We start from the raw sequence: 11,992 nt of genomic DNA on the forward strand, positions 1-11,992 counted from the left end.
CCGGTGGTCTCGCGGTGAGGGGCGCTGGGGCCGGATATCCTGGTGGCCAATGCCGTGGCCTGCGGGGCGACCCCGGTGCCGGCCTGTCCGCCGACCTCCCGGAGTGCCCGTCCATGTGTGCCGCGCAGAACCCCGCCGCGAGCGGTCCCGAGTTCGTGCTGACCCTGTCGTGCCCCGATACCCGCGGCATCGTCGCGGGGGTGGCGAACCTGCTCGCCGGGCACGGGTGCAACATCACGGAGAGCCAGCAGTTCGGCGACCACTACACGGGGCGCTTCTTCCTGCGCATGCAGTTCGCGGCGGAGGGCGGTCCGGGCGGGGTGGACGGGGTCGGCGAGGACGCCCTGCGCGGGGCGTTCGCGCCGCTCGCGGCGGAGTTCGCCATGGAGTGGGACCTGCGGCGGTGCGACGTCCGCCCCCGGGTGCTGCTGATGGTGTCGCGGTTCGGGCACTGCCTGAACGACCTGCTGTACCGGCAGCGAAGCGGCCTGCTGCACGCCGAGATCGCCGGTGTGGTGTCGAACCACCCCGATCTCGAATACCTGGCGCGCTCCTACGACCTCGACTTCCACCACCTGCCGGTGCGCCCCGAGACCAAGGAGCGGCAGGAGGCGCGGCTGCTGGAGTTGGTCGCCGCCCAGGACATCGACCTGGTGGTGCTGGCCCGGTACATGCAGGTGCTGTCGGCGGACCTGTGCGAGAAGTTGCCGGGCAAGGTCATCAACATCCACCACTCGTTCCTGCCCGGGTTCAAGGGCGCCCGCCCCTACCACCAGGCCCACGCGCGCGGGGTGAAGCTCATCGGCGCCACCGCCCACTACGTCACGGCCGACCTCGACGAGGGGCCCATCATCGAGCAGGAGGTCGCCCGGGTCGACCACGGCTCCAGCCCGGAGCAGTTGGCGGCGATGGGGCGCGACCTCGAGTCGCAGGCGCTGGCGCGCGCCGTCAACTGGCACGCCGAGCGCCGGGTGCTGCTGAACGGCGCGAAGACCGTGGTGTTCCGCTGACCCGCTGACCCGCCTGACCCCCAGACCCGCCTGACTCCCAGACCCCTGACCCGCTGCGGCGCGCCCGGCCGCGCCCGCCGCTTTTCTCCCGTCTTGCCGCGGTACCGGCGCGTTCCGACATCGGACGCGGCGCGACGAACCGGAAATTGAACACGGACAGTGATCATTAAGTTACATTGTGTTCACGGGTACGTGCGGTGGGTGATGCGGTCCTGCGCTGCCGCGGGGCCGCGCGGCCGCCGGGCGTCCCCGCCAATGCGGCCATGGGCCGCGCTGCCGCGGCGCACGGCGCGGCCCCGGAGTCCGGGGCGCGGCCGAGCGCGCGGCGGGTCACCCGGTGCCCCTTCGCGGGGGCGACGAACGGAGGCAGCGATGGGCGACTTCGGCAACCGCTTCGAGGACGCGGCGGGCAAGGCGAAGGAGGGCGCCGGCAAGGCGGCCGGCGACAAGGGCCTGGAGCGCGAGGGAAAGCTCGACCAGGCGAAGGCGGACGCCAAGGACGCCGCCGAGCGCGCCAAGGACAAGGCGTCCGACGCGGCCGAGAAGGTGAAGGGCGCCTTCAAGAAGAAGTGACCCCGCGCGCCCGCCCGCGCGCGGGCCGCTCCGCGCGCCGGGCCCCCGCACCGGGGGCCCGGCGGCGTGCGGCGGGCCGCACCGCCCGACCGGCGCACCGCGCCTCGACACAGGGGAGTCGGACATGACAGACACCAGCACCAATACCAGCGCCAAGGAAGCCAGGGTTCCGGAGGCCCGCGACACCGGGTCGAGCAGCGGGGGCCAGGGCGGCAAGTCGCGCGACCTCGTCACCTCCAGCGGCCGCACCTCGATCGCCGACCATGTCGTCGCGAAGGTGGCCGGCATGGCGGCCCGCGAGGTCGGCGGCGTCTACGAGATGGGCGGCGGCGCGGCCCGCGCCTTCGGCGCCGTGCGCGACCGCATGCCCGGGGGCGGCGGCACCACCAGCACGGTCGCGCGCGGCGTCAGCGTCGAGGTCGGCGAGCGCCAGACCGCCGTCGACATCCAGCTCGTGGTGGAGTACGGCGTGTCCATCCCCGATCTGGCCGGTGCGGTGCGGCGCAACGTCATCACCGGGATCGAGCGGATGACGGGGCTGGAGGTCACCGAGGTCAACATCAGCGTGGACGACATCCACCTGCCCGACGACGACTCCGGCGACGACGAGTCCGCCGAACCGCGGGTGCAATGAGCGCCGCGGACACCGAGGCCGACCTCGGCGCGGAGATCGCGGCGACGGTGCGGGGGGTCGTCGGCGTCGCCGGCCTCTCCGCCGGCGCCTTCGGCACCGTCGCCACGCCGCTGCCCGGCGGGCGGCTGGACGGCGTGGCGCTGCGCGCCGACAGCGTGCAGGTCGGCGTGGTCGTGTGGTTCGGCCACCCGATCCCCGGCGTCACCGCGCGGATCCGCGCGGCGCTGGCACCCCTGGTGCCGGACCGCGCGATCCACGTGTCCGTCGAGGACGTCGTGGCGGGCGCGCCGCAGGACGGCGGGCCCGCGGCGCCGGCGGCCGAGCGCGGCGGTGCGGGGCGCTGACGCGGTGCGGGCGGCGGGCATGCGCGCCGAGCGGCGGGCACCGCCCCTGCCGGGCCGGCGGCCGCGTTGGACGGGCGGCGTGCGGCGCCGGCCGAGGACAGGAACGGATGAGGGGTGAGGGCCATGTGGTCGATCGCAGGGCTGGCCTTCGGGTCGGTACTCGGGTTGGCGGCGTACTTCGGCGGGTTCGGGGCGTTCGCGCTCGTCCTGGTGCTGGGGGTCGTCGGATTCCTGGTCGGCCGGGCGTACGAGGGCGAGATCGACCTCGCCGAACTGTTCACCCGGCGCGGTTAGGCGGCCCGGCGATGAGTTCGACCGCGGTCCCCGTCCGGCCGGTCCCGGAGCAGCGCGACCCGCCGGAGGCGGTGTCCGGCCGGGGGCGGACCGTCGTCCCCGAACGGGTGGTCGCCAGGATCGCGGCGCGCGCCGTGTCCGAGGTCGAGGGCACCCGGGGGCTGTCGGGGCGGCTGGGCGGGCTGGTCGTCGGCGGCCGGGTCCCGGCGCGCGCCCATGCGCGGGTGAGCGGGTCGCGCATCGCCCTGCGGCTGGTGATCGCGCTCCACTACCCGGCCCCGCTGCGCAGTACGGCGCGCGAGGTGCGCGAGCACGTGCGGCGGCGGGTGGAGCACTGCACCGGGATGACCGTGCAGCACATCGACATCGAGATCGGCGAGCTGGTACCGGCCGGGCGCACCCGGTGACACCCGCGACGCCCGCGCTGCGGCGCGGCGGCCGCAACGGACACGGGACCGGTACCGGGTCCCCGGAGCAGCAGTGAGGGGCGAAGCAGGGATGACCACTGTCGAGGACGCCGTACGCCGGCCCGATCCGGGCACCTCCCGGAAGGCGCGCCGGACGGCCGTGCACACCTTCCGCCCCCGTCGCTCATGGCCGGCGTTCCTCGTCGGCGCGGTCGTCGCCGTCATCGCGGTGCTCGCCGCCACGGAGGTCATCTCCGCGCTGGTCGGCAGCCCGCTGCGAGTCGTCGCACTCGACCGCGCCGCGGACTACGCGGGCGGCGCCCGCTGGAACGAGCCGGGCGTGCGGATCGCCTCGGCGGTGCTCGCGGTGATCGGCCTCGTGCTGCTCGGGCTGGCCCTCGTCCCCGGGAGCGGCGGCCACCTGCCGCTGCGTACCGACGACCCGGAGCTCGTCGTGGGCCTGTCGCGGCCGGGCCTACGCCGCGCGCTCGCCGCGGCGGCACGCGACGTCGACGGGGTGCGCCACGCGCACGTCCGTGTGGGGCGCCGCCGGGTGACGGTGCGCGCGACCACCCACCTGCGCGGCGCCCCGGGGATGCGCGATGCCGTCGGCGCCGCGGTGCAGCGGCGGCTCGCGGAGCTGGACCCCCTGCGCACCTTCACGGTCCGCGCCCGGATCACGTTCTCCAAGGCGTGACGGCGATGGCGGCGGGCGACAGTGCGCGCGGGCCCGCGCGCGTCAACCGGATCGTGCTGGCCCTGGTCGGGCTGGTCCTCATCGCGGCGGGCGCCGCCGCGCTGGCAGTGGGGGCCGGCGTGTTCGGGGCGGGACCCGCGCGCGCCGAACTGTTCGGCGGCCCGGTGGCGGCGTGGCTGGGGCGGCCCTGGGCGCCCTACGCGCTCGCGGCGGCGGCGATCATCGTCGCGCTGCTGGCCCTGCGCTGGCTGACCGCATTGGGCGGCACGGACACCGTGGGGCGGCTGCGCATGGAGACCGAGGCGGCGCCGGGCACCATCGAGATGCCGGCCGCTGTCGCGCGCGGCGCACTGGAGGAGCAGGTGGGCCGATATCCAGGTGTGCGCAGGGTCCGCGCGAACCTGGCCGAGTCGCGGCACGACCCCAGTGTGCGGCTGGACCTCACCCTGAACGCCGACGCCGACGTCGCGGACGTGTGGCGGCGGTGCCGCGGCGAGGCGATCGAGCAGCTGCGCGGATCGCTGGAGGTGGACCGGCTGCCGGCGGTGATCCGGATGTCCATGACGGCCCCGCCCAAGAACCCCCGCCGCGAACTGGCCTGACCGGGGTCCGCGTGGGGCCGCGCCAGGACCCCCGCGGCGGCCCGCACCGGGCCCCCGCAGCGGGCCCCCTCGGCGGCCCGTGGGACGCCGGGCGGACCGGTGCGGCGCGTGCCCGGAGAACCCTCCGGATACGGCTAAACCCCGCCGCGGGTACCGATACGATCATGCCGTCGCAACCCGAACCAATAAGGCGAAAACATGATCATCTGGCGTGGCTGGGGAATTCTCGTCGTCCTGATCGCGGGCCTGTTCGCGGTGCCCAGCGGGCTCACCGCCGAGTCGTTCCTCGGACCGGAGCTGGCGCCCCTCGGTGTGGCGCTCGGCCTCGCGGCGGCGGGGATCGCGGTCTTCTTCGTCGGGCAGCGCCTGAACGCCCCGCGGCCCGGCTTCCACCCCGGCACGGGCCAGCCGGTGATGTACCGCAACGCCCACACCCTGTTCTTCGTCCCGATGCAGTTCTGGGGCTTCATCCTGCTGGGCGTGAGCGTCCTGGTAGGAGTCATGACCCTCATCGGCGCCTGAGCCGACGGCGGTCTTCTGTACGTAGACCGCGCCGGTTATCGGCATCATGGGTCCATGACCACGATGCCGCTGACCGAAGTGCGCAACCGCTTGTCCGAGCTTGTCGAGGACATTGAGCGTACACACGAGCGAGTCACCATCACCCGCAATGGGGCAGCGGCTGCCGTGCTCATCTCTCCCGATGATCTGGCGGCACTCGAAGAGACCTTGGACGTACTCGCGAACCCCGACGCGATGCGGCAATTGGCCGAATCCCGTGCAGCGGTCGCCGCCGGTGACGTCCTCGGCGCCGACGACCTGGCGGCGCTGATGGCGAAGCGGAAGCGCGAATCGTGAACCGGGCGGACCCACCGTCCTACCGGCTGATCATCGCGGGGCCCGCGGCCCGGACGCTTGCCGGCCGCCTCCTGGAGAAAGTGGCGACGGCCGTGTACGAGTTCATCACGACCACGCTGTCGGAGAACCCGCATCGGCTCGGCAAAAATGCTCCTCCTGCCCCCTACGAGGGTATTCGTTCCGCTCGACGCGGTGCGTACCGCGTCATGTACGAGATCGACGACGTCGAAAAGATCGTGACCGTAGTGGCTATCGAGCACCGATCCAACGCCTACCGCTCCCGCTGATCGCGTTCCGGGACGGCTGCGCCTTCGGCTACGGCCTCGGTGATCTCAGTACTGGTCGGTAGTTCGCCGGTGCCGTCGAACCTCGGCCAATCGAACGGTTCCGCCCATACGTGATCCGCCATTGCGGCGAGTTCTCCGGCGCCATGGCGCGGATCGGGCGGTTCAGCATTCGATGACGTTGACGGCGAGGCCACCGCGGCTGGTCTCCTTGTATTTGTCCATCATGTCGCGGCCGGTGTCGCGCATGGTCTTGATGACCTTGTCGAGGCTGACGAAGTGGGTGCCGTCACCGCGCAGGGCGATCTTGGTGGCGCTGATGGCCTTCACCGACGCCAGCGCGTTGCGCTCGATGCACGGCACCTGCACCAGGCCGCCGATCGGGTCGCAGGTCAGGCCGAGATTGTGCTCCATGGCGATCTCGGCGGCGTTCTCCACCTGGGCGGGGGTGCCGCCGAGCGCCTCGGCGAACCCGCCGGCCGCCATCGACGACGCCGACCCCACCTCGCCCTGGCAGCCCACCTCGGCGCCGGAGATCGACGCGTTCTCCTTGAACAGGATGCCGATGGCGCCGGCGGCGAGCAGGAACCGGACGACGCCGTCGTCGCCGGCGCCCGACGTGAAGTGCCCGTAGTAGTGCAGGACCGCGGGGATGATCCCGGCCGCGCCGTTGGTCGGCGCGGTGACCACCCGGCCGCCGGCCGCGTTCTCCTCGTTGACGGCGAGCGCGTAGAGGGTGATCCAGTCGCTGCCGCGCATGGGGTCGGGGTCGACGGAGGCGCCCGGCGACAGCATCCCGTCCTCGTCGCAGTACCCGCCGAGCTGGCGGTACAGCCGCGGGGCGCGGCGCGGCACCTTCAGGCCGCCGGGCAGGGTGCCCTCGGTGATCACGCCGCGCCGCACGCACCGCCGCATCGCCGCCCAGATGGCGAGCAGCCCGCTGCGGATCTCCTCGGGGGTGCGGCCGAACGCCTGCTCGTTGGCGAGCATCACCGAACTGATGGACATGCCGGTGTCGCGGCAGATCTGGAGGAGTTCGGCGGCGGTGGCGAACGGGTAGGGCCGCGGGGTGTCGTCGACGGTGATGCGGTCGGCGCCCGCCGCCAGCTCGTCCACGACGAACCCGCCGCCCACCGAGTAGTAGACGCGGGCCCGCAGTTCGGCGCCCGCGGCGTCCCAGGCGACGAAGCGCATCCCGTTGGGGTGTCCGGGCAGGTGCTCCTTGCGGCGGAAGTCCACGTGCTCCGCGGGGTCGAAGCGGATGTCGTGCTCGCCGCCGAGCCGCAGCAGGAGGCCGTCCGACACCGCGCCGAGCAGCTGCGGCACGGAGTCGATGTCGACGCCCTCCGGGGTCTCGCCGAGCAGGCCGAGGATGACGGCGGTGTCGCTGCCGTGGCCCTTGCCGGTGAGCGCCAGCGAACCGTACAGCTCCGCGCGCACACCCGCGACGGCGGGCAGGACACCGGAGTCGCGCAGCCCGTCGACGAAGGTGCGGGCCGCCCGCATCGGGCCGACGGTGTGCGAACTGGACGGTCCGATGCCGATGGTGAAGAGTTCGAAGACGCTGATGGCCATGATCCTGCCCTCCTCGGTACGCGCAGAGTGGGTGGACGGCGGAGGGGCCGGGTCCGCGCGCCGCCCGCATCGGGGCGGTGCGCGGACCCGGCCGCCGGGCCGACCGGGAGCCCGCGGCACCACTGCGGCCCGCGCGCGGGCCGCAGGTCGATCAGATGCCCGGGTACAGCGGGTGCTTGGCGGTGAGCGCCCGGACCCGGGCGCCCAGCGCGGCGGCGTCGTAGTCGGGCTTGAGCGCCGCGGCGATGATGTCGGCGACCTCGGTGAAGTCGTCGTCGCCGAAGCCGCGGGTCGCGAGCGCCGGTGTGCCGATCCGCAGGCCCGAGGTGACCATGGGCGGCCGCGGGTCGTTGGGCACGGCGTTGCGGTTGACCGTGATGCCGATCTCGTGCAGCCGGTCCTCGGCCTGCTGCCCGTTGAGCTCCGAGTTCACCAGGTCGACCAGGACCAGGTGGACGTCGGTGCCGCCGGTCAGCACGCTGACGCCGACCTCGGTGGTGTCGGGCCGGGTCAGCCGCTCGGCGAGGATCTTCGCGCCGGACACGGTGCGGCGCTGGCGGTCGGCGAACTCCTCGCCGGCCGCGATCTTCAGCGCCACGGCCTTGGCGGCGATGACGTGCTCCAGCGGCCCGCCCTGCATCCCGGGGAACACCGCGGAGTTGATCTTCTTGCCGTACTCCTCCTTGGCGAGGATCAGCCCGCCGCGGGGCCCGCCCAGGGTCTTGTGGGTGGTGGTGGTGACGATGTCGGCGTGGGGCACCGGGTTGGGGTGCAGCCCGGCGGCGACCAGCCCGGCGAAGTGCGCCATGTCGACCAGGAGGAGCGCGCCGACCTGGTCGGCGATGCGGCGGAACCGCGCGAAGTCGAGCTGGCGCGGGTACGCCGACCACCCCGCGACGATCATCTTCGGCCGGTGCTCCTCGGCGAGCTTCTCGACCTCCTCGTAGTCGACGGTGCCGTCGTCGTCGCGCACGTGGTAGGCCACGGCGTTGAGGATCTTGCCGGAGTAGTTGATGCGCATGCCGTGGGTGAGGTGCCCGCCGTGGGCGAGGTCCAGGCCAAGGATGGTGTCGCCGGGCTTCAGCATCGCGAAGTACACCGCGGTGTTGGCCTGGGCGCCCGAGTGGGGCTGGACGTTGGCGTGCTCGGCGCCGAACAGCGCCTTGGCGCGGTCGATGGCGAGCTGCTCGACGACGTCGACGTGCTCGCAGCCGCCGTAGTAGCGGCGGCCGGGGTAGCCCTCGGCGTACTTGTTGGTGAGGACCGTGCCCTGGGCCTCCAGCACCGCCTGCGGCGCGAAGTTCTCCGAGGCGATCATTTCGAGTGTGTCGCGCTGGCGGCCGAGCTCGGCGTCGAGGGCCGCGGCGACCTCGGGGTCGAGCTGCGCCAGCGGGCGGTTGAGGAGCTCGCTCTGGTGGCTGGCCGTAGGTGTGGTGTCGGCGGTCATGTGCTCAGCCCTCGCCTTCGGTCAGGGTGGTGTACTGCTCGGGTGTCAGGAGGTCGGCGGGGTCTCCGGAGAGCTCCACCTTGAACAGCCAGCCCTGGCCGAACGGGTCGGACCCGATGACCTCGGGTTCGTCGACCGCGGCCCGGTTGACGTCGACCACCTCGCCGTCCACGGGGGAGTACAGGTCGCTCACCGACTTGGTGGACTCGACCTCGCCGCAGGTGTCGCCGGCGGTCAGGGTCGCACCCACCTCCGGCGGTTCGACGTAGACGATGTCGCCCAGCGCCTCGGCGGCGTAGGAGGTGATGCCGACGGTGGCGACGCCGTCGGCAACGGCCACCCATTCGTGCTCGTTGGTGTAACCCAGCTCCGCGGGAACGCTCAAGGTATGCTCCAGGACTCTTCCGTTGTGCGGCGGCCGCTCACCGGCCGCCTCGCCTCGTTCGCGCCCCGGGGCTCCGGGGCCGGTGCGGACCCGGGCGTCCGCACCGTTCCTTGCAGTTCCGGTCGGCGGGCCGGGGCGCGCCGACCGGGATCCGTGGGCCGCTTTCAGCGGTTCCTGTCGTAGAACGGCAGCTCGACAAGGTCGGCGTCTTCGGCGCGGCCCCGCACGTCGACCGCGAAGGCGCCGGAGGTGAGGTCGGTCGCGGCGTCGACGGACGCCATGGCGATGGGCGCGCCGAGTGTGGGCGACGGCGCGCCGCTGGTGACGGTCCCCACGGGGACGCCGTCGCGCAGGACGGTGTGGCCCTGGCGGGGGACCCGGCGGCCGCGCCCGCGCAGGCCGACGAGGACGCGGCGGGGGCCGCTCTCGGCGCGCGCGGCGAGCGCCGCGCGCCCCACGAAGTCGCCCGGCTTCTCCAGCTTCACGACCCGGCCCAGCCCCGCCTCGAAGGGGGTGATGTCGGTGCTCAGCTCGTTGCCGTACAGCGGCATGCCGGCCTCCAGGCGCAGCGTGTCGCGCGCCGACAGGCCGGCGGGGCGCAGGCCGTGCGCCGCACCGGACTCGGTGAGGGCCTCCCAGACGCGGGCGGCGTCGCCGGGGTCGGCGAAGATCTCGAAGCCGTCCTCGCCGGTGTAGCCGGTGCGGGCGAGCAGGACGGCGCACCCGGCGACGGTGTGGGAGTAGCCGGCGTAGTACTTGATGGCGGCGAGGTCGGCGTCGGTGAGCGGCGCGAGGATGTCGACCGCCTTGGGCCCTTGCACGGCGATGAGGGCGTAGTCGGCGGAGCGGTCCTCGACGGTGGCCTCGAAGCCGGTGACCCGGTCGGCCAGTGCCGCGAGCACGGTGCTGCTGTTGGCGGCGTTGGCGACCACGAGGTAGTCGTCCTCGGCGAGGCGGTAGACGATGATGTCGTCGAGGACCCCGCCGTCGGCGTCGGTGATCATGGTGTAGCGGGCCCGGCCGACCGTGACCTTCGACAGGTACCCCACCAGGGCGTAGTCGAGGAACTCCGCGGCCTGCGGGCCGGCGACGTGGATCTCGCCCATGTGCGAGAGGTCGAACAGCCCCGCGGTCTCGCGGACGGCCTGGTGCTCGGTGGTCTCGCTGCCGTACCGCAGCGGCATGACCCACCCGGCGAAGTCGACCAGGTTCGCACCGAGACGCTTGTGGACCTCGTGCAGCGGCGTTGTGCGGGGGTCGGCTGGCATTGGCACTCCGTGGATGAGGGAGACGTTCGGATGGACGTATGGGCCCGCCCGGCGCGCGGGGCCCGCCGACCGGATCCGGTTGGACTCCGGTGCCGAGGGCGCGGCGCGCCCTCGTCCATCCTCCCCCTCTGTCATTGGAGCCTGAGAGCTTCACCGCACGAGCGCGGCTTGCACCTTCGGCGAGGAGTTCGCACTCCTGCTTTCCAGAGTGGTCTCGCCCGGGCGGTCCGCAGCGCCTGAGAGGTTCGTGGGGAGGAATTGCTCCTTCGGCGGTCCGCGCTGGCTGCGCGGACACTCTCCCGACCGGGGTCGATGACTTGGCGTCAAGCCTAGCAGCGAGCGCCCGAGACGTCCGGCGCTACGGCGGGGTATCCGCCCGGGGTCAGGCCTGGCCTGCGCTCTTGCGGCGGCTGCGCACCGCCTCGGCCAGCCCCGCGAGGACGTCTTCGGTGGTGTCCCAGCCCATGCAGCCGTCGGTGATGGACTGGCCGTAGGTGAGGGCGTCGGGGGCGCCGAGCTTCTGCGCGCCCTCCTCGATGAAGCTCTCCAGCATGACGCCGATGACGCCGTGCTGCCCCTCGGCGACCTGGGCGGCGACGGCGGCGGCCACGGCGGGCTGGCGGCGGTGGTCCTTGCCGCTGTTGGCGTGGCTGGCGTCGACCATGAGCCGCCGGGGGAGGCCGTTGGCGCCGACGGCGTCGAGCGCCGCGGCGACGTTCGCGGTGCCGTAGTTGGGGCCGGAGCGGCCGCCGCGCAGGATCAGGTGGCAGTCGGGGTTGCCGGAGGTGGTGACCACCGACCCGGCGCCGGCGGGGTCGACGCCGAAGAAGGTGTGCGACGCGGCGGAGGCCCCGCACGCGTCGACCGCCACCTGGACGTCGCCGTCGGTGCCGTTCTTGAAGCCGACCGGCATGCTGAGCCCGCTGCCGAGCTGGCGGTGCACCTGGCTCTCCGTGGTGCGGGCGCCGATGGCGCCCCAGCTCACCGCGTCGGCGATGTACTGCGGGGTGATGGGGTCGAGGAACTCGGTGCCGGCGGGGACCCCGAGCGCGTTGATGTCGAGCAGCAGGGCGCGGGCGGTGCGCAGGCCCCGCTGGACGTCGTAGCTGCCGTCGAGCCCGGGGTCGTTGATGAGGCCCTTCCAGCCCAGCGTGGTGCGCGGCTTCTCGAAGTACACGCGCATGACGACGCACAGTTCGCCGCTGACCGAGGGGATGAGCGCCTTGAGCCGGTGCGCGTAGTCGAGGGCCGCTTCGGTGTCGTGCACCGAGCAGGGCCCGACGATCACCACCAGGCGGTCGTCTGTGCCGTCGAGGACGCCCTTGACCTCGGCGCGCGCCTCCTCGACCAGTCCGCTGCGCTCGGGCCCCATGGGGAGCTCCGCCAGCAGGTCCTGCGGGGCGACCAGCGGCTGGTAGCTGTCGACCCTGGTGTCATTGGTGCTCGGCATGGATCCGTTTCCCCTCATCGCCCCGGGTATAGGGCTCACCGATGGAAACCCTAACGCCGCAGGGTGTGAACGGTGGGGGTCGGGGGCCGCGGTGTGGCGAGGAACATGCTGCTCACGGCCGACCCGGTGCGCGCGCCCGGGTCCTTTCAGTCCTTCAGGCCCGG

The 11,992-nt window shown here is 73.3% G+C and carries 16 protein-coding genes and 1 riboswitch; of the genes, 11 read left to right on the top strand and 5 right to left on the bottom strand.

The annotated features are described in order from the left end of the window. Positions 1–113: 113 nt before the first annotated feature. The 11 genes from purU (at position 114) to CLV63_RS23045 (ending at position 5,706) form a co-directional block, all read left to right on the top strand. Positions 114–1,010, top strand: coding sequence for a formyltetrahydrofolate deformylase (gene purU, locus CLV63_RS23000; protein WP_106585275.1), 897 nt, complete (start codon positions 114–116; stop codon positions 1,008–1,010). Between the two features lie 372 nt (positions 1,011–1,382). Then, entirely contained in the window at positions 1,383–1,583 is a 201-nt protein-coding gene (locus CLV63_RS23005; RefSeq protein WP_106585276.1) for a CsbD family protein, read from the top strand. A 124-nt stretch (positions 1,584–1,707) separates the two neighbouring features. After that, entirely contained in the window at positions 1,708–2,217 is a 510-nt protein-coding gene (locus CLV63_RS23010; RefSeq protein ID WP_106585277.1) for an Asp23/Gls24 family envelope stress response protein, read from the top strand. Further along, positions 2,214–2,561 (top strand): hypothetical protein, encoded by a 348-nt coding sequence (locus CLV63_RS23015; RefSeq protein WP_245928996.1) that lies wholly within the window; start codon positions 2,214–2,216, stop codon positions 2,559–2,561. Before CLV63_RS23010 ends, CLV63_RS23015 begins: the two co-directional genes overlap by 4 nt. A 123-nt stretch (positions 2,562–2,684) precedes the next feature. Next, positions 2,685–2,855, top strand: coding sequence for a hypothetical protein (locus CLV63_RS33700; RefSeq protein ID WP_170134300.1), 171 nt, complete (start codon positions 2,685–2,687; stop codon positions 2,853–2,855). 11 nt (positions 2,856–2,866) lie between these two features. Continuing rightward, complete coding sequence (locus CLV63_RS23020) at positions 2,867–3,262, top strand: Asp23/Gls24 family envelope stress response protein (protein WP_106585278.1); 396 nt, start codon at positions 2,867–2,869, stop codon at positions 3,260–3,262. Between the two features lie 91 nt (positions 3,263–3,353). Continuing rightward, positions 3,354–3,959 (top strand): DUF6286 domain-containing protein, encoded by a 606-nt coding sequence (locus CLV63_RS23025; RefSeq protein WP_106585279.1) that lies wholly within the window; start codon positions 3,354–3,356, stop codon positions 3,957–3,959. Between the two features lie 5 nt (positions 3,960–3,964). Next, the gene (locus tag CLV63_RS23030) at positions 3,965–4,561 is read left to right on the top strand and encodes an alkaline shock response membrane anchor protein AmaP (protein ID WP_106585280.1); all 597 of its coding nucleotides are present in this window, start codon (positions 3,965–3,967) and stop codon (positions 4,559–4,561) included. Between the two features lie 198 nt (positions 4,562–4,759). Further along, positions 4,760–5,083, top strand: coding sequence for a hypothetical protein (locus CLV63_RS23035; protein ID WP_106585281.1), 324 nt, complete (start codon positions 4,760–4,762; stop codon positions 5,081–5,083). A gap of 54 nt (positions 5,084–5,137) precedes the next feature. After that, positions 5,138–5,419 (top strand): type II toxin-antitoxin system Phd/YefM family antitoxin, encoded by a 282-nt coding sequence (locus tag CLV63_RS23040; RefSeq protein WP_106585282.1) that lies wholly within the window; start codon positions 5,138–5,140, stop codon positions 5,417–5,419. Continuing rightward, a complete protein-coding gene (locus CLV63_RS23045) occupies positions 5,416–5,706 on the top strand; it encodes a type II toxin-antitoxin system RelE family toxin (RefSeq protein WP_245928997.1) in 291 nt (96 codons plus the stop codon). Before CLV63_RS23040 ends, CLV63_RS23045 begins: the two co-directional genes overlap by 4 nt. A gap of 162 nt (positions 5,707–5,868) precedes the next feature. Here the strand turns inward: CLV63_RS23045 and CLV63_RS23050 are convergent, their stop codons facing one another. The 5 genes from CLV63_RS23050 to CLV63_RS23070 form a co-directional block, all read right to left on the bottom strand. Then, complete coding sequence (locus tag CLV63_RS23050; protein WP_106585283.1) at positions 5,869–7,278, bottom strand: L-serine ammonia-lyase; 1,410 nt, start codon at positions 7,276–7,278, stop codon at positions 5,869–5,871. Between the two features lie 151 nt (positions 7,279–7,429). Beyond that, on the bottom strand, positions 7,430–8,725 hold the full coding sequence (locus CLV63_RS23055; RefSeq protein WP_106585284.1) for a serine hydroxymethyltransferase: 1,296 nt from the start codon (positions 8,723–8,725) through the stop codon (positions 7,430–7,432). A 4-nt stretch (positions 8,726–8,729) separates the two neighbouring features. Beyond that, a complete protein-coding gene (gcvH, locus tag CLV63_RS23060; RefSeq protein ID WP_106585285.1) occupies positions 8,730–9,110 on the bottom strand; it encodes a glycine cleavage system protein GcvH in 381 nt (126 codons plus the stop codon). Between the two features lie 164 nt (positions 9,111–9,274). Next, positions 9,275–10,378, bottom strand: coding sequence for a glycine cleavage system aminomethyltransferase GcvT (gene gcvT, locus CLV63_RS23065; protein WP_106585286.1), 1,104 nt, complete (start codon positions 10,376–10,378; stop codon positions 9,275–9,277). A gap of 118 nt (positions 10,379–10,496) precedes the next feature. Then, a riboswitch (glycine riboswitch) is annotated at positions 10,497–10,595 on the bottom strand. Between the two features lie 165 nt (positions 10,596–10,760). Further along, on the bottom strand, positions 10,761–11,828 hold the full coding sequence (locus CLV63_RS23070; RefSeq protein WP_106585287.1) for a 3-deoxy-7-phosphoheptulonate synthase: 1,068 nt from the start codon (positions 11,826–11,828) through the stop codon (positions 10,761–10,763). Positions 11,829–11,992: the final 164 nt, after the last annotated feature.

The organism is Murinocardiopsis flavida, from assembly GCF_003014485.1.
Classification (GTDB): Bacteria; Actinomycetota; Actinomycetes; order Streptosporangiales; family Streptosporangiaceae; genus Murinocardiopsis; species Murinocardiopsis flavida.

Bases quoted from the DNA above. Each gene is read 5' to 3' on its own strand.
- gcvT (WP_106585286.1), bottom strand. From the start codon at position 10,378: ATGCCAGCCGACCCCCGCACAACGCCGCTGCACGAGGTCCACAAGCGT.
- CLV63_RS23025 (WP_106585279.1), top strand. From the start codon at position 3,354: ATGACCACTGTCGAGGACGCCGTACGCCGGCCCGATCCGGGCACCTCC.
- CLV63_RS23040 (WP_106585282.1), top strand. From the start codon at position 5,138: ATGACCACGATGCCGCTGACCGAAGTGCGCAACCGCTTGTCCGAGCTT.
- CLV63_RS23035 (WP_106585281.1), top strand. From the start codon at position 4,760: ATGATCATCTGGCGTGGCTGGGGAATTCTCGTCGTCCTGATCGCGGGC.
- CLV63_RS23030 (WP_106585280.1), top strand. From the start codon at position 3,965: ATGGCGGCGGGCGACAGTGCGCGCGGGCCCGCGCGCGTCAACCGGATC.
- CLV63_RS23070 (WP_106585287.1), bottom strand. From the start codon at position 11,828: ATGCCGAGCACCAATGACACCAGGGTCGACAGCTACCAGCCGCTGGTC.
- CLV63_RS23005 (WP_106585276.1), top strand. From the start codon at position 1,383: ATGGGCGACTTCGGCAACCGCTTCGAGGACGCGGCGGGCAAGGCGAAG.
- CLV63_RS23050 (WP_106585283.1), bottom strand. From the start codon at position 7,278: ATGGCCATCAGCGTCTTCGAACTCTTCACCATCGGCATCGGACCGTCC.
- CLV63_RS23015 (WP_245928996.1), top strand. From the start codon at position 2,214: ATGAGCGCCGCGGACACCGAGGCCGACCTCGGCGCGGAGATCGCGGCG.
- CLV63_RS33700 (WP_170134300.1), top strand. From the start codon at position 2,685: ATGTGGTCGATCGCAGGGCTGGCCTTCGGGTCGGTACTCGGGTTGGCG.
- CLV63_RS23055 (WP_106585284.1), bottom strand. From the start codon at position 8,725: ATGACCGCCGACACCACACCTACGGCCAGCCACCAGAGCGAGCTCCTC.
- purU (WP_106585275.1), top strand. From the start codon at position 114: ATGTGTGCCGCGCAGAACCCCGCCGCGAGCGGTCCCGAGTTCGTGCTG.
- CLV63_RS23020 (WP_106585278.1), top strand. From the start codon at position 2,867: ATGAGTTCGACCGCGGTCCCCGTCCGGCCGGTCCCGGAGCAGCGCGAC.
- CLV63_RS23010 (WP_106585277.1), top strand. From the start codon at position 1,708: ATGACAGACACCAGCACCAATACCAGCGCCAAGGAAGCCAGGGTTCCG.